The sequence below is a fragment of the Pseudomonas sp. D4002 genome (genome assembly GCF_013385665.1).
Taxonomy (GTDB): Bacteria; Pseudomonadota; Gammaproteobacteria; order Pseudomonadales; family Pseudomonadaceae; genus Aquipseudomonas.
Window position 1 is genome coordinate 34,265 of the sequence record NZ_JACAPN010000022.1, and the last position, 17,048, is coordinate 51,312.

Annotated in this window: 15 protein-coding genes; 5 read left to right on the top strand and 10 right to left on the bottom strand. The window is 62.6% G+C overall.

Going from position 1 to position 17,048, the window contains the following annotated elements:
- Positions 1-23: 23 nt before the first annotated feature.
- The 8 genes from HX824_RS16855 to HX824_RS16890 all read right to left on the bottom strand — a co-directional run bounded on the left by HX824_RS16855 (position 24) and on the right by HX824_RS16890 (position 10,392).
- On the bottom strand, positions 24-935 hold the full coding sequence (locus tag HX824_RS16855) for a glycosyltransferase family 2 protein (protein WP_003208209.1): 912 nt from the start codon (positions 933-935) through the stop codon (positions 24-26).
- The gene (locus HX824_RS16860; protein WP_177054836.1) at positions 935-2,395 is read right to left on the bottom strand and encodes a mannose-1-phosphate guanylyltransferase/mannose-6-phosphate isomerase; all 1,461 of its coding nucleotides are present in this window, start codon (positions 2,393-2,395) and stop codon (positions 935-937) included. The genes HX824_RS16855 and HX824_RS16860 overlap by 1 nt, the downstream gene beginning before the upstream one ends.
- A complete protein-coding gene (locus HX824_RS16865) occupies positions 2,395-3,834 on the bottom strand; it encodes an undecaprenyl-phosphate glucose phosphotransferase (protein WP_003208206.1) in 1,440 nt (479 codons plus the stop codon). Before HX824_RS16865 ends, HX824_RS16860 begins: the two co-directional genes overlap by 1 nt.
- Before the next feature lie 444 nt (positions 3,835-4,278).
- Positions 4,279-6,765, bottom strand: a complete 2,487-nt coding sequence (locus HX824_RS16870) for a TonB-dependent receptor (protein ID WP_177054837.1) — start codon at positions 6,763-6,765, stop codon at positions 4,279-4,281.
- A gap of 105 nt (positions 6,766-6,870) precedes the next feature.
- A complete protein-coding gene (locus HX824_RS16875; RefSeq protein WP_177054838.1) occupies positions 6,871-7,830 on the bottom strand; it encodes a FecR domain-containing protein in 960 nt (319 codons plus the stop codon).
- Positions 7,817-8,332 (bottom strand): sigma-70 family RNA polymerase sigma factor, encoded by a 516-nt coding sequence (locus HX824_RS16880; protein WP_003208199.1) that lies wholly within the window; start codon positions 8,330-8,332, stop codon positions 7,817-7,819. The genes HX824_RS16875 and HX824_RS16880 overlap by 14 nt, the downstream gene beginning before the upstream one ends.
- Before the next feature lie 129 nt (positions 8,333-8,461).
- On the bottom strand, positions 8,462-8,764 hold the full coding sequence (locus HX824_RS16885) for a DUF6124 family protein (RefSeq protein WP_003208197.1): 303 nt from the start codon (positions 8,762-8,764) through the stop codon (positions 8,462-8,464).
- Between the two features lie 302 nt (positions 8,765-9,066).
- Positions 9,067-10,392 (bottom strand): PLP-dependent aminotransferase family protein, encoded by a 1,326-nt coding sequence (locus HX824_RS16890; protein ID WP_177054839.1) that lies wholly within the window; start codon positions 10,390-10,392, stop codon positions 9,067-9,069.
- A gap of 94 nt (positions 10,393-10,486) precedes the next feature.
- Between HX824_RS16890 and HX824_RS16895 the strand changes: the two genes are divergently transcribed.
- Positions 10,487-11,116, top strand: a complete 630-nt coding sequence (locus HX824_RS16895; RefSeq protein WP_087695340.1) for a LysE family translocator — start codon at positions 10,487-10,489, stop codon at positions 11,114-11,116.
- Positions 11,117-11,143: 27 nt separating this feature from the next.
- Entirely contained in the window at positions 11,144-11,485 is a 342-nt protein-coding gene (locus HX824_RS16900) for an antibiotic biosynthesis monooxygenase (protein ID WP_003208192.1), read from the top strand.
- Here HX824_RS16900 and inhA read toward each other — a convergent pair.
- Positions 11,482-12,162: an isonitrile hydratase gene (gene inhA / locus HX824_RS16905; RefSeq protein WP_177054840.1), complete on the bottom strand. Its 681-nt coding sequence runs from the start codon at positions 12,160-12,162 to the stop codon at positions 11,482-11,484. The genes HX824_RS16900 and inhA overlap by 4 nt on opposite strands.
- A gap of 90 nt (positions 12,163-12,252) precedes the next feature.
- Here inhA and HX824_RS16910 point away from each other — a divergent pair, with 90 nt between their 5' ends.
- The 3 genes from HX824_RS16910 (at position 12,253) to HX824_RS16920 (ending at position 16,132) form a co-directional block, all read left to right on the top strand.
- Entirely contained in the window at positions 12,253-13,221 is a 969-nt protein-coding gene (locus tag HX824_RS16910; RefSeq protein ID WP_177054841.1) for a GlxA family transcriptional regulator, read from the top strand.
- Positions 13,222-13,352: 131 nt separating this feature from the next.
- The gene (locus HX824_RS16915) at positions 13,353-13,940 is read left to right on the top strand and encodes a biliverdin-producing heme oxygenase (RefSeq protein ID WP_043225183.1); all 588 of its coding nucleotides are present in this window, start codon (positions 13,353-13,355) and stop codon (positions 13,938-13,940) included.
- Entirely contained in the window at positions 13,937-16,132 is a 2,196-nt protein-coding gene (locus tag HX824_RS16920; protein ID WP_177054842.1) for an ATP-binding protein, read from the top strand. Before HX824_RS16915 ends, HX824_RS16920 begins: the two co-directional genes overlap by 4 nt.
- Here the strand turns inward: HX824_RS16920 and HX824_RS16925 are convergent.
- Entirely contained in the window at positions 16,110-17,018 is a 909-nt protein-coding gene (locus tag HX824_RS16925) for an alpha/beta fold hydrolase (protein WP_177054843.1), read from the bottom strand. The genes HX824_RS16920 and HX824_RS16925 overlap by 23 nt on opposite strands.
- Positions 17,019-17,048: the final 30 nt, after the last annotated feature.

Below are 17,048 nucleotides of genomic sequence, written 5' to 3' on the forward strand. Positions count from 1 at the left end.
GGTCTTCCTGTAGGTCATGATGCTCACCTCCAATAACCGGGGAACATGCTGATGCGCCGCTTGAGGGCGAGGGGGAGCTGGCGCTCCAGATGGCCCAGCCGGTAGCCGAGCAATTTGAACGCGCTGCGCACCAGTACTTCGGGTACGCGGTGCAATGCACCGGCTTCGCGTAACGCTCGAAGCTCGGCCAGTACATAGCGTTTACCTTCACCGCCGGCATCGCCAAAAGCCTGGCGGATCCACGGCTCGCGGCCGTAGAAAACGCCAATGTCGAAGTAGCGGTGAAACTCATCCATGAGACGGTAATCGTGGGAGTGATAGACCAGGGCGGTGGCGGCGTAGCGCACCTTGTAGCCTTCCAGCAGCATGCGGGCGGCGACGTAGGCGTCCTCGCTGCCGATCACATCCGCGGGGAAGCCACCGACGGCTTGCAGGGCGCTGCGCCGGTACACCGAAAACGAATCCGAGCTGAAGCAGGTCTTGATCCCCAGCTCCGGCGCATCAGCCAGGCTTTTGCTGCGGCTTTGCGGCGGGTAATTGAAGTGGCGTGACTGGGCGCCCAGCACGCCGGCATCCGGGTGCGGCAACTGGCGGCCGTAAGCGACGCCGTTGAGCGGGTCCAGTTCCAGTTCGCCCACCAGGTTGGCGAACGTCTCGGGTTCGGCGGGGATCGCGTCCTGGGTCATCACGATCAGCGCGTCGCCGTCGACTTGCTCGCTGGCCCAGCGGCGGGTGCCGCCATGGTTGAAGTCCTTGGCATCGATCACTTCGACCCGTACGCCGAACTCGCGAAAACGCGCCACGGTGTCATCGCTGGAAGCGCTGTCGACCACCAGGGTTTCGTCCGGTTGCAGGGTTTGCATGCGCAGCGCCGGCAGCAGCCGGTCGAGGTGGCTGGAAGCGTTGCGGGTCGGGATGATCAGGGCGGTACGCATCACTTCTTCACTTCGGCCGGAGCCCGGCCGTAGATGTCGTCAAAACGCACAATGTCGTCTTCGCCCAGGTACTCGCCGCTCTGCACCTCGATCATCACCAGGTCGATGATGCCGGGGTTGGTCAGGCGGTGCTTGTGCCCGGCCGGAATGTAGGTGGACTCGTTGGCGTTGATCAGGAATTCACGGTCGCCGTTGGTAATCATCGCCGCGCCGCTGACTACTACCCAGTGCTCGCTGCGGTGATGGTGCATTTGCAGGGACAAGGAGGCCTGGGGCTTGACCACGATGCGCTTGATCTTGAAGCGGCTGCTTTCTTCCAGCACGGTGTAGGTGCCCCACGGCCGGGTGACGGTGCGGTGCAGGCTGAATGCCGGATGGTCCTGGCGCTTGAGCTCGGCGACGATGTAGCGCACGTCCTGGCTGCGCTTGGCGTCGGCAATCAGGATCGCATCCGGGGTGTCGACGACGATCAGGTCGCGCACGCCCACTGCGCCCAGCACGCGCTTGGGCGAGTCGATGTAGCAGTTGTGCACGTCATGCAGGATCGCCTGGCCATTGACCTGGTTGCCGTTGGCGTCGCTGGGGGTGAGTTGGCGCACCGCGTCCCAGGAACCGATATCACTCCAGCCGATGTCGCAGGGCACCACCGCCACTTGCGCGGATTTTTCCATCAGCGCCACGTCGATCGAGATGTCGGGCGCCGCGCCGAAACCTTCAGCGTTCAGCTCGCGCTGACGGCAACTGTTGTTGTTCAGGCTGTGGCCGTGCTCGAGGGCGGCCTTGGCGGCGTCCAGCACGGCGGGGGCGTGCAGCGCCAGTTCCTCCAGCAATGTACCGGCCTTGAAGCAGAACATCCCGGCATTCCACAGGTGCTTGCCGCCGTCCAGGTAGCCCTGGGCGGTGGCCAGGTCGGGCTTCTCGACGAAGCGCTTGACCCGGAACCCCTGGCCCAGCGCCTCGCCTTGTTCGATATAGCCGAAGCCGGTTTCCGGGTGGTCGGGCTGGATGCCGAACGTCACCAGGTAGCCGGCCTCCGCCAGTTCGCGGGCCTGGGTGACGGCATCGGCGAAGGCGCTTTCATCAAGAATCAGATGGTCGGCGGGCAGGATCAGCAACTGCGCCTCGCTGCCGAAGTTTTCCTGTACATGCAGGGCGGCCACGGCGATGGCGGCGGCGGTGTTGCGCCCGAACGGCTCCAGCAACAGGTCAAGGGCCAGATGGGCCTTGTTGACCACGCGGTAGTCATCGAGGGTGCGAAACAGCAGGTCGCGGTTGGTCACCGTCAGCACGCTTTCCACACCCGGCAGGTGACTGGCCCGCAGGAAGGTCTTCTGCAGCAGGCTCTGGTCATCACGCATGCGCATGAAAGGCTTGGGCATGTTTTGCCGCGACACCGGCCACAGCCGGGTGCCCGAACCACCGGAAATGATGGAGGGAATCAAGCCGTTGAGGGTGTTCATCAATAGACTTCCTTGGTCGAAAGGACGGCCGGGACCGTCATGAAAACGATGTACAAGTCGAACCACACCGACCACTTCGAGATGTACTCCAGGTCGTACTCAACGCGTTTCTGGATTTTGAACAGGGTGTCGGTTTCACCACGATAGCCGTTGATTTGCGCCCAGCCAGTGATGCCCGGCTTTACCCGGTGGCGCGAGCTGTACTCGCTCACGGCAACTTCGTAGGGCACGCCGGCGGCCTTGGTCGCGGTGGCATGCGGGCGCGGGCCGACCATCGACATGTTGCCCAGCAGCACGTTGAACAGCTGCGGCAGCTCATCGATGCTGGTCTTGCGAATGATCCGGCCCACGCGGGTGATGCGCGGGTCGCCGCGGGTGGTCTGGCGGTCGGCGTTGAAGTCGCTCATCTCGGCGTACATCGAGCGGAACTTGAACACCCGGATCACGTTGTCGTTGTAGCCAAACCGGTTCTGGCGAAACAGCACCGGGCCCTTGGAGTCGAGCTTGATGGCAATCGCCGTGATCAGCATGATCGGCGACAGTGCCACCAGGCCCAGGGTTGCCAGGATCAGGTCTTCACAGCGCTTGATAAACGGCGACCAGCCCCGCAGCGGCACGTGGGAGGTGTTGAACATCAGGATGCCGCCGACATCGGTGATGCGGCTGTGGCCATAGCGCAGGGCCGCCATGTCGGGCACCAGCATGACGTTGACCGACATCTGCCGCAGGCGCTTCACCAGCCCGTTGATCCGCTGTTCGGCGGCCCAGGGCAGGGTAATCATCACCTGGTTGACCTGCTCGGAGCGGATCAGTTTTTCCAGGTCGCGCGTGTTGCCCAGCAGCGGCAGGTTGCTCAGTTCCTTGGGGATGCGCTCGGTGCGGTCGTCGATAAAACCGATCAGTCCGGAACGGATATCGCCGTTGCGCTGCAAGTGGTCGGCCACGTGCACGGCGGTGTCGGTGAAGCCGAGGATCACCGTGCGTTGCAGGTATTTGCCGCTGGCCATCAGGTTGCGGAACAGGCGCAGCATCACGATCCGCTCCAGCCCGAACAACGCAAGGCTGGTGATAAACCAGAACGCCAGGTTGCGCGGGCTCAACTGCGGGAACATCAGCAGAATCTGGTACATGAACAGCAGGATGCAAAAGGCCGCGGACCAGGCCACCAGCATGGTGCGAAACCGCAGGCGGTTGCTGAACAGCTCCTCGGAGTAAACCCCCATGGCCTGGAACAGAATGATCGTCAGGATCGCGAAAAACAGCAGCAAGCCGAGAAAGTGCGCGCGCAGTTCGGGGGCCATCGGGTCTGGATAAAACAGCAGGATCAGTGCTGGAAAAACGGCGGTGAGGCCGTGCATCAATTTTACGAAAACAACAAAGAACTCAATGAAACCGGCCCGGGTCAAAAACAGGCTGTCGACTGACGACTTCTCGCGCATAAAAACATCCCTCATTGCACACCAGGGCTTCCTTGTTCGGCTGCTCATCCATAAAGGCAGGGCTTGCTTTATAAGTGGCGCCAGACGAACGGTTACTTCGCTGGGTAATACGCAATTACCTATCTATCTGCAGGGAATTTGCGGGGTAATGGCTAAATGATGGTTCCCTTTTCGTCGCTCGTCAAGGTTTTGACTTTTTTATAAGACCTTCGGTCTAGACACGTCAGGTGCTCTTCCGCGTGACAGTTTGTTGACTGTCTTGGTCGGATTTCCGGGTTTTTCCGGAACAAAATGCTGGCGTTTTGGAGTGTAGGAATAAATTTAGGAAATTTCCTGCGGCTGAGGAAAACCTTTTTTTGACGGAGGTCGGATGCGGGGTTTTTCGGGGACAAGCGACGAGTGGTGAGGACGTGAGTCCGTCACCACATTGAGGCGGTACTAACCTTAAAAATTGCCTTTCAAACTGACGGTAAAGTTGCGCGGTTCGCCGTAGAAATTACCCCAGTCGGCCGTTCCCACCGTCTGATAGTAATTTTTGTCGAAGAGATTGTTACCGTTCAGCGCCACCGTCCATGTGTCATCAACCCGGTACGCCAACCGCGCATTCCATACCGCATAACCGGCTTGTTCCAGTTTGATGCCTTGAATTCGGTAGTTGCTGCTCTGGGCGTTGACGCCGGTGCCGACGCTCCATTTCGACAGTGTGCCGTCCAACTGATAATCGCCCCACAAGCGCAGCATGTGTCGCGGCACGTAGCTGTTTGCAACCGCGCCAATGGCGGCGCTGTTGATGTTGTTGAGGTTCTTGGTCTGGGTGTAGGTATAGCCGCCCGCCACTTGCAAGCGTTCCAGCAACTCGCCACTCAACTCGGCTTCGACACCCTGTGCGCGAACCTTGCCAGTGTCGGTGTAGCAATAGCCGTCTGCCGAGGTACCGCACTGGGTGGTGTAGTCGGTTTCGGCGGCGTTTTTCTCGATAGCGCGGAACAATGCCAGCGAGCTGTTGAGGCGCCCCTCAAACCATTCGCCCTTGATGCCCAGTTCGTAGTTTTCGCCGATTTTGGGCTTGAGGGCGGCGCCGGTCACCGTGGCGTTGGAGCTTTGTGGCTGGAAGATATCGGCGTAGCTGGCGTACACCGAAAGGTTGTCGTCGAGGTCATAGATCACCGCGGCGAACGGCGTGACTTCACCGGTTTCCTTGGTGCGTGCATCCTGCAGGGCCCATTCGCCCCAGGCGAGGTTATTCGACTGGCGGCGGTTTTCGAACCAACTGACGCGACTGCCGAGCACCACCATCAATGGCTCGGCCAGCCTCAGGCGCAAAGTGGCGTAGGTACCGTACTGGGTGGCGGTTTCCTTGACGGTGCCGCCCCGGTACATGTTGGGCCAGAAGGTATCGTTGGCGGGCTGCGGAAAGTGGTGGTTGGGCAGGAAGATACTTTGCCGGTCGGGCAGGCTCCGGATCGCGTAGACATCGTCCTGGATGCCACGGCTGCCATTGGCGCCGATGATGAGTTCATGCTGCAAACCGAACGCTTCGAACTTACCGTCCAGGTAGGCATCCAGTCCGAAATCCCGGTGGTCGTAGTCAAACAGCGCGGCGTACATCTCGGCGGTTGGCGCCGGATCACCGTACTTCACGGTGCCTTGGCTGGCGGCGTATTTGATGTCTTGCAGGTTGCGGCTGTTCACCGCCGTGACCTTGAGTTGCCAGTCGTCGTTGAAGTGGTGGGTGAGGTCGGCAAACAGCGTAGTGCGTTGGCTCTGCCAGTCGTTCCAGGCCTGGCCCAGGCAGGTGGAACGGCTCAGGCCGATGCTCTTGCCGTCGCTGTAGCGCGGCACGCCGCCCCAGCAGGGCGTTGCATCGACATCTTCGTAGCTGGCACCGATGCCCAGGGTGGTGTCAGGCGAGAGGTCAACATCCAGTGCGAGGTAGACAGCTTGGTCCTGGCGCTTGGAGACGTCCATGTACGAGCCACGATTCTGTTGGCTGACCACGGCGCGCCCGCGTACGGTGCCGCTGTCATTGAGCGGGCCGCCGGTATCGACGTCGGCGCGGTAGTTGTCCCAGGTGCCGGCAGACAGCGACAGGCTGGTGGTGGGTTTGTCTTGTGGCCGCTTGCGCACGAAGTTCACCGCACCACTGGCGGTGCCGGCGCCCTTGAGCATGCCGGCCGCGCCCTTGAGCACTTCCACCCGGTCATAGATCGCCATGTTGGCGGTGAAGCTGTCGGCCTGTACGTAGTCTTTGCCGATGTCCAACGGCACACCGTCGAACTGGTATTGGCCGAGCATCTTGAAACCACGGGAATAGAAATACTTGCCACCCATAGGTGAGTCGTAGGTGGTGATACCCGGGGTGTGTTCCAGTAATTGATCGATGGTGGTGATGTTCTGGTCGTCGATCAGCTTGCGGGTCATGACGCTGACCGATTGCGGTGTTTCCCGCAGGCTGTGGGCGCCCTTGCCGATGGTCACTGCGCCGGTGGTGTAGGAACCGCTGCCGTCAGTGGTGACGCCGAGGTGTTCGCCGGTCACGGTGGTGGCGCCCAGGTTCAGCGCGCCGGTGTCCGCGACTTGCGGCAACAGCAGCCAGGTGTTGTTGCTCTGGCGTTGGGCTTGCAAACCCTGGCCCTGGATCAATTGGCTCAAGGCCTGTTGGCTGTCCAGTGCGCCGTTGAGGCCGGGGCTGGTCTTGCCGGCGACGCTGGTGGCGTCATAGGACAGGCTGATACTCGCCTGGCGCGCAAACTGGTCGAGCACCGTGGCCAATGGGCCGGGTGCGATGTTCCAGTCACGGGCCTGGGTGTCGCTGACAGGCGTTTGCGCCATGACCGCCAGGGGCAGGGCGCTGCCGTTCAGGCAGGCACCGAGCAGGGCGGCGTGCACCGCATGCTTGAGGGGAGAACGCTTGGAGGGGAACGCTTGCATGACCGCGGAATGCTCCTGAAGGAAGTGGACAGAATCGGCCTGTTGATCGGCCTTTCCTTACAGGTCGAGCGAAGATGAGAATTCACCTCATTTATTTTCGGAAGGTCATGCACGAGCTGCGACGGTCACCCAATAACGGCTGCGATAGGTGATGTTCACCGACAGTGTCTGTGCCACCAGGGTCAGGACCTGATCGGTATCGTCCAACTGGTAAGTCCCGGACACACGCAGGCCGGCGACCGCTTCGCTGCAGCGCACCAGCCCAGTGCGGTAACGGCTCAGCTCCGCGAGGAAATCGTCCAGACGCATGTTGTGAGCGCTGATCACACCGTCGCTCCAGGCCCAGGGATCCAGGCCCGTGGTGGCGGGTGGACGCAAGCCGTTTCGATCAAACAGCATCTGCTCGCCGGGCTGTATCACCCCACGTGCGCTGGCCTGATGGCTGTCGGCGAATACCGCGACGCTGCCTTTTTGCACGGCGAGCAAGGTGCCGTCGGGCTCCTCGCGCACCATGAACCGGGTGCCCAAAGCGCGCAGATAACCGTCGCGGGTTTGCACCCAGAAGGGCCGTGGCGCGCTACCGTCGGCGCCCATGTCGATCAGGATTTCACCTTGGCGCAACTGCACCAGACGTCTTTCGGTGTTGAAGACTGTGTCGATGGCGCTGGCACTGTTGAGCTGGATACGGCTGCCATCGTCGAGGGCGACCCAACGCCGCTCTCCGGTGGCGGTGCGGTAGTCGGCCAGCAGGCCGGGCAATGGCGTGTAGTCGCGGCCGAACCATGTCAGGCCTGCGGCACCGGCGAACAGCCCGAGCAACTTCAACCCTTCACGGCGGCTGATGCGTTGGCGGGCACCTTGCAAGGCATGGCGGCCGACCTGTGCCGGCAACTGCGCAAACTCGTCACTCATCGACGAGACCCGTTGCCAGGCCTGCTGGTGATCGCCACTGGTTTCAAGCCAGCGTTCGAAGGCAGCGGTGGTGGCGTCATCGGCAATATTGAACCGCAGCTTGATCATCCACTGGATCGCCTGGTCCACCAATGGCGGATTAGCCTTCGGCATAACGCAACCGATAACAGGCATGCAGTGCCTTGGCCAGGTCGCGCTCCACGGTGGCCTTGGACACCCCCAGGCGCTGGGCGATCTGTTGGCAGGTCAAGCCGTCCAGTTGCGCCAGCAAAAACGCTTCGCGCACCCGTGGCTTGAGTTGGTCCAGCAGGCGGTCGATGCGCTCCAGGCTGTCGAGGATCAGCAGGCGGGTTTCTTCCGACGGCACCTCGACTTGCGGGAAATGCGCGAGACTCTCCAGATAGGCACGCTCCAGTTCGCGGCGGCGATACTGGTCGATCATCAGGCTGCGGGCGATGCTGCTCAGGTAGGCCCGGGGTTGCAGCAAGGCTTGCTGCTTGCGCGCGTTGAGCAGGCGCACGAAGGTTTCCTGCGCCAGGTCGGCGGCGTGCTCACGGCAGCCCGTACGCCGGCTCAACCAGCCGCGCAGCCAGGAATGATGGGCATGGTAGAGCTGGCCGATGGCGGCATGATCCAGTGGGTGGTCGCTCGACATGGGCATCCTGGCGCGGGCGTCTTAATTGATAACGGTTCGCATTCTAAGCGTTGGCCAGAGGATTGGGCAATCGTTGCCGTGTGGATTTGGCCGGATGCACAAACCCACACAGGCTTGACGGGGTTGCGGCTAAGCCTTGCGCAGGTGCAAACACTCAATCGAGCGGTCGACGGTGGTCTTGGCAATTTCCAGCAAATGCCACACCGCCAGCAACTTTGCCCGCTCGGGGCTTTGCAGCAGTTCGCCGCAGTCGAGGGCGGTGGCCGAGGCGCTGCTGAGCAGGCTGGCGGTGTAGAGCAGGGAGTCTTCGAAGCTCAGGTCTTCGTTGACGGTATGGAAGCCCTGGGAAGGCAGGTAGTGTTCGAGGGCGCGATTGAAGGCAGCGCGGTTTTTGAGCAGGTCGATGGGTGGGTCGGGGACGGGTTTATTCATGGTGTAACTCCTTTTCGGTTAAGGAGCCGACCCCTTCGCGACTAAACGTAGGGTGGCGGCTGTACGCAGGTTAGTCGACCGGCCGAAAAGGAAAAACCGGCGCACCCGAAGGTGCCCTGCGCACAGCCACCATAAAACCTCATGATGGGACATGCGCCTTTTCGGATCCGGGCGACTAAACCCGATCACTGATGAGCAGTGACGGGGCGAAGACTAGCCACCGGTTCCGGCAGGCACAAGGCCGAAAGATTGTCTCGGAAATGTCCCGCAAATCAAAGGGATTTACCCTGCTGGCCCTTTATTCATATCCGAATTGCCTCGCGAATTTTCCCCAAGGCTATTCTCAACGTCGCCAAGTCAATCGACCCCAGCGCCACCCGCAACGCATGCGGCACATGGGCCGTACAGGCAAACGGCTCGGCACTGGTGACCCGCACACCCTGGCCCTCAAGCGCAGCCACCACTGCATCCGCCCGCAGACCTTCCGGCAACACCAGCCACAGGTAATACGACGCCGGATGCGCAATCACCTCACACCCTCGCAAGACCTCCCGGGCCAGCGCCTGGCGTTGGCGCGCATCCTGGCGCTTGTGCTCTTCCAGTGCATCCACTGCACCGGATTCTATCCAGCGGCACGCCAGGTTCACCGTGAGCGTCGGCGTGCTCCAGGTCGAGACACGGATCGCTTGCTCCAGCGCCGGTACCCACGCCTTGGGCGCGACGATAAACCCCACCCGCAACCCCGACGCCACACTCTTCGAAAGGCCAGACACATACACCGTGCGCAGCGGCGCATAAGTAAACAACGGCTTCGGTGCGGGCTCGGCGAGAAAGGCGTAGGCGCCGTCTTCGATCAGTAGAAAATCGTAGCGTTCAGCCAACGCTGCGAGGCGCTCGCGGTCGGCTTCACCCATCACCGTGCCCAGCGGATTGTGCAACGTGGGCATGCAATAAAAAGCCCGCACCGGGCGCCGTTTGCACAAAGCCTCCAGCGCATCCAGATCCGTATGCCCAGCCGGTTGCGGCAGCGGCTCCAGGTCGATGCGCTGGGACTGGGCCAGGGTTTTCAACCCGGGATACGTCAGCGCATCCACCGCCAATACATCCCCCGGTTGCAGCAGCGCCATCAGGCTGACGGCGAGGCCTTGTTGCGCACCGTTGACGATCAGCACTTGCTCGCCACTCACGCGAATCTGCCGATTGCGCAGGTGCCGCGCGGCGGTCTGTCGTTCATGGGCGCGGCCACCCTGCGGCGCGGAATGCAGCAGCGCATCGAGGTCGCCCGAGGCGGCAATGGCACGCAAACCGTCGCGCAGCATCTCGGCCTGGCCCGGCAACGAGGGGTAGTTGAGGCTCAGGTCCACGGTGCCCGGTTGCAGCGGTTGTTGTACCAGGCCCATGCCCCGCAGCAACGTGGTGTCGCGCACAAACGTCCCGCGTCCCGGTTCACCCACCACCAGGCCGCTGGCCTCCAGTTCGCTGTACACCCGCAAGGCAGTGGCGAGGGCGATGCGATGGCTGTTCATCAGGCTACGCACGGTCGGCAACTGGGTGCCCGGCGGCAATTTTCCGGCGCGAATCCGCGTGGCCAGTTCATCGACGATCAGTTTGTAGCGGACCTGAGCCATGGTGCGTTCCCGTGTAAAGCGTATCTAGATCAATTTTTTGTTTGTATCAGGTGAGCTGATTAATCTACAGGCTTTCCCGGTGGATGGCTTGAGCATGATCGACCTCGCAACCCTGGCTGTGTTCTCTGGCGCAGTCCTGCTGCTGTTGTTATCCCCGGGCCCGAACATGGCCTTCGTCATCAGCCACGGTGTGACCTATGGCTGGCGTGGCGGGGTGGCATCCGGGTTGGGCATCAGCGTGGCGGACCTGCTGCTCACGGCACTGACCGCAACCGGCGTGACCGCTCTGGTCGCCAGCTGGCCGCCGGCCTTCGACCTGATTCGCTACGCCGGGGTGTTGTACCTGCTGTGGCTGGTGTTCAAGACCCTGCAGAAAACGCCCGCCCTGGACACGGCCCACGTCAGCCGCGTGCCGCTGGGCCGGGTGTTTGTGCGGGCAATGCTCAACAGTTTGCTCAACCCCAAGGCGCTGCTGTTTTTCATGGTGTTCCTGCCGCAATTCGTCAGCCCCGAGGCGGGCCCCATCGCGCTGCAACTGGTGCAACTGGGGATCATCCTGACGCTGATCAGCGGTGTGTTTCATGCCGTGCTGGGGATTTTTGGCGGGGCGGTTAGCCGGTTTTTTGCCGGCAAACCGGGGAGCGCAGGCTTACAGAAATGGGGCCTGGCAACCGTGCTGATGGTGCTGGCCGTGCGCTTGGCATTGATGTCTCGCCCGACGTGAAACATCACTCATAAAAGGACGTTACCCATGTACATCGCAGCCTTTATCTACAAGCCCGGCGAACGGGATGACGAGTTCCAGCGCCTCACGAATCTGATCGACGCATTGGCAGCAAGGCTGCCGGGATACGTGGGGGCCGAGTCGTGGCGTTCGGCGGATGGCGGGTTGATCAACGCCAGTTATTACTGGCGTGACGAGGCCTCCATTCGCGCCTTTGCCAGCCACCCGACCCACCTGGAAGCCAAGCGCCTATACCGCCGCTGGTACGGCGGTTATCACGTGGTGATTTCCAAAGTGGAGCGGGCGTATGGGGACGGCACCATCGGGCATCTGGTGCCCGCCGACCGCCACGGACGGGCGAACGCTTAACCCAACTTGGCCGCCGCCCGTGCCACGATTTCACCCCGGGTCTTGCGCGACTCGGCGGTGCGCTTGCGGGCTTCTTCCAGTACATGCGACGGTGCGGTTTCCGGCCGGCCAGCATTGAACGGCGGCGCCGGGGCGTACTCAATCTGCAACTGCACCAGTTGCGCTGCCGCCTCGCTGTACAGCTCGGCGGCCAGGGTCAGGGCAAAGTCGATCCCGGCGGTAATCCCGCCACCGGTCAACAGGTTGCCGTCACGCACCACGCGCTCCTGCACCGGGATCGCACCGAGCGGTGCGAGCAGGTCGTGGTAGGCCCAGTGAGTGGTCGCGCGACGCCCGCGCAGCAAGCCCGCGGCACCCAGCACCAGGGAGCCGGTGCACACCGATGTCACATAGCGCGCGGTCTGGGCCTGTGTCTTGAGAAACGCCAGGGTCTGCTCATCCTCCATCAATGCCCCGACGCCAGAACCGCCGGGCACGCAAATCACGTCCAGCGTCGGGCACTCGTCATAAGTGGTGCCGGGGGTAAATACCAAGCCGGTGCTGGAGGTGACCGGCGCGAGGTCCTTCCACACCAGGTGCAGTTTCACATCCGGCAGCGATCCCAACACGTCGTAGGGCCCGGTGAGGTCCAGTTGCTGGATGCCGGGGAACAACAAAAAGCCGATCTGCAAGGTCATTGGGACTGCTCCTGATAAAGGGATGGACGGCTTCACTCTAGTCACCTAGGCTTTGGCGCATACGCCATTGAGCCCACGAATTACGCCAACATGCCCAGAATCATCAACGTGCTCGCCTTTCCCAATGTGCAGGTGCTCGACGTCACCGGGCCCTTGCAAGTATTTGCCTCGGCCAATGACCTGGCGCGCCAGCAGGGCTTGCCGTTGCCCTATGCGGTCAGTGTGATTGCCGCGCAGGCCGAGCCGGTGATGACCTCGGCGGGCCTGGCCCTGGTGGCCGAGCCACTGCCGCCTGCCGATGCTCCGTGCGACACACTGGTGATTGCCGGCGGCTGGGGGGTGTACGGCGCCGCCGAAGACCCGGCGCTGGTGGACTGGGTTCGGCAAAAAGCCACCCAGGCCCGGCGCATGACTTCGGTGTGTACCGGCGCCTTTCTGCTGGCCGCCAGCGGTTTGCTCGACGGCCGCCGCGTGGTGACCCACTGGACGCGCTGCGAAGAACTCGCGCGCAAGTACCCACAGCTGACGGTGGAGGCCAATCCGATTTTCATCCAGCAGGGCAACCTGTGGACCTCCGCCGGCGTGACCGCCGGTATCGACTTGTGCCTGGCGCTGGTGGAAGAGGACCTGGGTCGCGCCGTGGCCCTGGAAGTGGCGCGGCACCTGGTGGTGTTTCTCAAGCGCCCCGGTGGGCAATCGCAGTTCAGCGTGACGTTGTCCCTGCAAAAGGGCGGTAGCCGTTTTGCGGAGCTGCACGCCTGGATCGCCGAACACCTGACCCTCGATTTGAACGTTGCCACACTGGCCGCCCAGGCGGGCATGAGCGAGCGCAGCTTCGTGCGCCACTACCGCAGCGAGACCGGCCAGACCCCCGCGCGGGCGGTCGAGTTGATTCGCGTGGAGACCGCCCGCCGGCAACTGGCGGACAGCAGCGTGTCGATCAAGCGCATTGCCGTGCACTGCGGCTTTGGCTGTGAAGAAACCATGCGCCGCAGCTTCCTGCGAGCGGTATCGATCACGCCCCAGGCCTACCGTGAACGGTTTTCCTCACCCGGTTGAGGTCGAGCCTGTTTGAACGAATAGGTACGTTTTTGTATCAAGGTGCTATGTTACTCACAGTCCATTGCGCAGTGTCTTGATCCCAGGCCTCTACGTCGCGGTTTTGAACCTTCCCGGCGTGCGCACAGCTCATGAATTCACTACCTCCTGTCCTTGTCGAACTACGCGCGGCGACCGCTGCGCTGCATCGACGCCTCGACACTCGGCTGCCTTTTTCCCGCATGGACCTGGCGTTGTACCGCGAGTTGATGAGCGCCTACTACGGCTTCTATCAACCGCTGGAGCGCGCCCTGGCGCCGTGGGGCGAGATCATCCCGGACCTGGAGTGGGGGCGGCGCAGCAAAACCCCGTACTTGCAGGCGGATTTGCGGGCGCTGGGCCTGGAAAACCTGCAGATCGATGCCTTGCCGATATGCCCCGAACTGCCCGCCATCACCAACGTGGCCCAGGCCTTGGGCGCCCTCTATGTGCTGGAAGGCGCCACCCTCGGCGGCCAGGTGTTGCGCGACCTGATCGAGATCAAGATTGGCGTGGGCTCCACCAATGGCGGCGCGTTCATGAATGTGTACGGGGCCGAGACCAGCGCCCTGTGGCAGCGCTTTATGGCGTGCCTTTACCCGCTGCGAACCGCGTACGAGCGCGTGGAGGCGGTGAAGGTCGCCGAGTCGACCTTCCTGTGTTTCGAGCAGTGGCTGGACCGCTGCGGGGTGCTGCGATGACCACGGTCGATACGCTGATCGACGATTGCGCCAGCGAGCCCATCCATATCCCCGGCTCGATCCAGCCTCACGGGTTGTTGTTGACGCTGAGCGAACCGGCGCTTGAGGTGCTGCAAGCCAGCAGCAACCTGAGCGTCGCGCTGGGCCTGGACGCGCAACGCCTGTCGGGCCAGGCGCTGGCCAGTGTGCTGGGCAGCGAAGCGGCAGTACAGGTGAATCGTGCCCTGGCAGACCTGGACGCCTTTGAGGAGGAGGTGCATCAACTGACGCTGGATGGCTACGCCTACGACATCCTGCTGCATCGTCATCAAGGCCTGCTGTTTCTCGAACTGGAACGGAGCCTCACGCTTGAGCACAGCGCTGTGAAGCAGCTGTCCCGAACGCTGCGCCGCTTGCAGTCGGCCAAGACGCTCGACAGCTTGTACCAGATCAGCGTGACCGAGATTCGTAGCCTCACCGGTTATGACCGGGTCACCTTGTACCGCTTCGAGCAGGAGGGCCACGGCAAAGTGATTGGCGAGGCCCTCAGCGACGGCATGCAGCCGTACCTGGGATTATGTTTTCCCGCGTCGGACATCCCGCCCCAGGCACGCGAGCTGTACCGGCTGAACTGGATCCGCGCGATTCCCGACGCCGAGTACCAGCCGGTGCCGATCCTGCCGGCCCTGCGCCCCGACAACGGCCAGCCCCTGGACCTCAGCTTCGCCGTGTTGCGCAGCGTGTCCCCGGTGCACTGCCATTATTTGAAGAACATGGGCGTGCGTTCCTCCATGAGCATTTCGCTGCTCAAGGACGACCAGCTCTGGGGCCTGATCACCTGTGGTCACCGTGAGCCGTTGCGCGTGCCCCATGAACTGCGCACGGCGTGCACCAGCATCGGCCAGTTGTTGTCGATGCAGATCACGTTGCTCCAGGAACAGCAGGAGCGCCGCCAACAACGCGACAAGGCCGCCATGGTCGAAGCGCTGGTTGCTGCCATGACGGGGGTGCAGTGCGATGTGATGGAAAGCCTGTTGCCGCATGCGCAAATGCTGCTGAGCCTGACCGCCGCCGGTGGCCTGGCGATCCTGGTGGAAGAGCGCCTGCATGTGTTCGGCGTTTGCCCTGCACGTGCTGAAATCCACGCCTTGTACCAGTGGGTGCGCGGGCAGGGCAAAGGCGTGGTGCACAGCCATCAACTGTCTGTGGATTTCCCCCCGGCGGCGGCCTATCAGGCCCACGCCAGCGGCCTGTTGGCGTTCTGCCTGCCCAAGCCGGTGGACAACGCGGTGATGTGGTTTCGCCCGGAGGTCCAGTCCTCGGTGGAGTGGAGCGGCCAGCCGGTCAAACATCAGGAACCGGGCAGCACGACCTTGAGCCCGCGCCTGTCGTTTGAGTTGTGGAAGCAGCAGGTCGACGGCAAGGCGCTGTATTGGTCGCTGTCGGAGCTACAGGCGGTGGAGAGCCTGCGGCGCAATGCCCTGGAGCATGACCTGGCGCGCCAGGTGCAACGCGAACATGCTGCGGTGCGGGCGCGTGACGAGCTGGTGGCGGTGGTCTCCCATGACCTGCGCAGCCCGCTGACCATCCTGCTGATGCAATGCGGCATGATGCGCAGCATGGTGCCCGCCGAGGACAACAAGGCGAACCGGCGCCTCTCCACCGCGATTGAAACCATGCAAAACGCCACCGCCCGCATGAACACGCTGCTGGAAGACCTGATCGATATTTCGCGCATCGAGGCCGGGCGCTACAGCGTTTCGCTGCAACGGCTCGATGTGGCGGCAACCCTGGACCAGATCTGTTCGATGTGGCAACCGCTGGCGGCGGCCAAGGGTTTGGACCTGACTTGGCGCTCAGTGGACGGGCTGAGTGCCCAGGCCGACCCGGAGCGCTTGTTCCAGGTGTTTTCCAACTTGCTGGGCAACGCCCTGAAATTCACCCCGGTGGGCGGAGTGATCGAGGTGATTGCCGAGGCGGCGGGGGACGAAGTGCTGTTTCGGGTATGCGACAACGGCATCGGCATCGACCCGGCGCAACTGCCGTATATTTTCGACCGCTACTGGACCTCACGCGAGGGCAACCCCACCGGCAGCGGGCTGGGGTTGTACATCTCCCACGGCATCGTCGAAGCCCACGGCGGCACCCTGTGGGCTGAAAGCGTGGTGGGGCAGGGCAGCGTGTTCAGCTTCAGGATTTCGGCTGGGGGCTGAGGCTCAGCAGCTCGAAAATCGCCTCAAGGGTTGCCTGGGGCGCCTCCTGGGGAATGTTGTGGCCCACGCCGGCCAACACCTCGCGCCGATAAAACCCGCTGAAATTTTCCAGGTCGTCATCTTCAACCGGAGCCGGACCTACGCCGTCATCAGCGCCGCACAACGAGATGCTCGGTACTGAAATCGGCGGTGGCTGCACCAGGGCCTGCTCGATGCTTTCCAGCGCCGGGTCACCCGGTGCGTACATGAAGCGGTGCCGGTAGGAATGGACCACCACCTCGACAAAATCCGGGTTATCAAACGAAGGCGCTGTCTTGCCATACAGGCTCGGCCCTTCGGCCCAGGACGGCGACCAGAGCGCCCACAGCAACTGGCAGAACTCACGCCGGTTGGCGGTCAGTCCGTCGGCACCCCGTTGGGTATGAAGGTAAAACTGATACCACAGCCGATGCTCTGTTTCCGGCGCCCGAGGCTTGGTCGACGCAGCGATATCCTGAATGTTGTAGCCATCGCCCGTCACCAGGCCGCGCACCCGTTCAGGCCAAAGCGCCGCAACGATACACGCCGCGCGTCCGCCCCAGTCATAGCCCACCAGCGTGGCTTTTTCGATGGACAGGGCATCCATGAAATCCAGCAAATCCTTGGCCAGCGCTGCTTGTTGGCCGGAGCGCATCACCTGTTCGTTGATAAAGCGCGTCGGGCCATAGCCGCGCAGGTATGGCACCAATACCCGGTAGCCACGTGCGGCGACCACCGGGGCGATCTCGTCATAGCCACGAGGGTCGTAGGGGAAGCCGTGCAGCAGAATCACCACCTCACCGCCTTCCGGGCCATGGGCTTCGTAGGCGATATCGAGCATGGGCGTGCGGATTTGGAGGGTGGGCATGGAGGCTCCGAGGGTGGAGGGAAAGTGTTG

Excerpts from the sequence above, each read along its gene's own strand:
- HX824_RS16860 (WP_177054836.1), bottom strand. The coding sequence starts at position 2,395 with ATGAACACCCTCAACGGCTTGATTCCCTCCATCATTTCCGGTGGTTCG.
- HX824_RS16915 (WP_043225183.1), top strand. The coding sequence starts at position 13,353 with ATGAATTCACTACCTCCTGTCCTTGTCGAACTACGCGCGGCGACCGCT.
- HX824_RS16920 (WP_177054842.1), top strand. The coding sequence starts at position 13,937 with ATGACCACGGTCGATACGCTGATCGACGATTGCGCCAGCGAGCCCATC.
- HX824_RS16925 (WP_177054843.1), bottom strand. The coding sequence starts at position 17,018 with ATGCCCACCCTCCAAATCCGCACGCCCATGCTCGATATCGCCTACGAA.
- HX824_RS16875 (WP_177054838.1), bottom strand. The coding sequence starts at position 7,830 with ATGCCGAAGGCTAATCCGCCATTGGTGGACCAGGCGATCCAGTGGATG.
- HX824_RS16855 (WP_003208209.1), bottom strand. The coding sequence starts at position 935 with ATGCGTACCGCCCTGATCATCCCGACCCGCAACGCTTCCAGCCACCTC.
- HX824_RS16910 (WP_177054841.1), top strand. The coding sequence starts at position 12,253 with ATGCCCAGAATCATCAACGTGCTCGCCTTTCCCAATGTGCAGGTGCTC.
- HX824_RS16885 (WP_003208197.1), bottom strand. The coding sequence starts at position 8,764 with ATGAATAAACCCGTCCCCGACCCACCCATCGACCTGCTCAAAAACCGC.
- HX824_RS16890 (WP_177054839.1), bottom strand. The coding sequence starts at position 10,392 with ATGGCTCAGGTCCGCTACAAACTGATCGTCGATGAACTGGCCACGCGG.
- HX824_RS16865 (WP_003208206.1), bottom strand. The coding sequence starts at position 3,834 with ATGCGCGAGAAGTCGTCAGTCGACAGCCTGTTTTTGACCCGGGCCGGT.
- inhA (WP_177054840.1), bottom strand. The coding sequence starts at position 12,162 with ATGACCTTGCAGATCGGCTTTTTGTTGTTCCCCGGCATCCAGCAACTG.
- HX824_RS16895 (WP_087695340.1), top strand. The coding sequence starts at position 10,487 with ATGATCGACCTCGCAACCCTGGCTGTGTTCTCTGGCGCAGTCCTGCTG.
- HX824_RS16900 (WP_003208192.1), top strand. The coding sequence starts at position 11,144 with ATGTACATCGCAGCCTTTATCTACAAGCCCGGCGAACGGGATGACGAG.
- HX824_RS16870 (WP_177054837.1), bottom strand. The coding sequence starts at position 6,765 with ATGCAAGCGTTCCCCTCCAAGCGTTCTCCCCTCAAGCATGCGGTGCAC.
- HX824_RS16880 (WP_003208199.1), bottom strand. The coding sequence starts at position 8,332 with ATGTCGAGCGACCACCCACTGGATCATGCCGCCATCGGCCAGCTCTAC.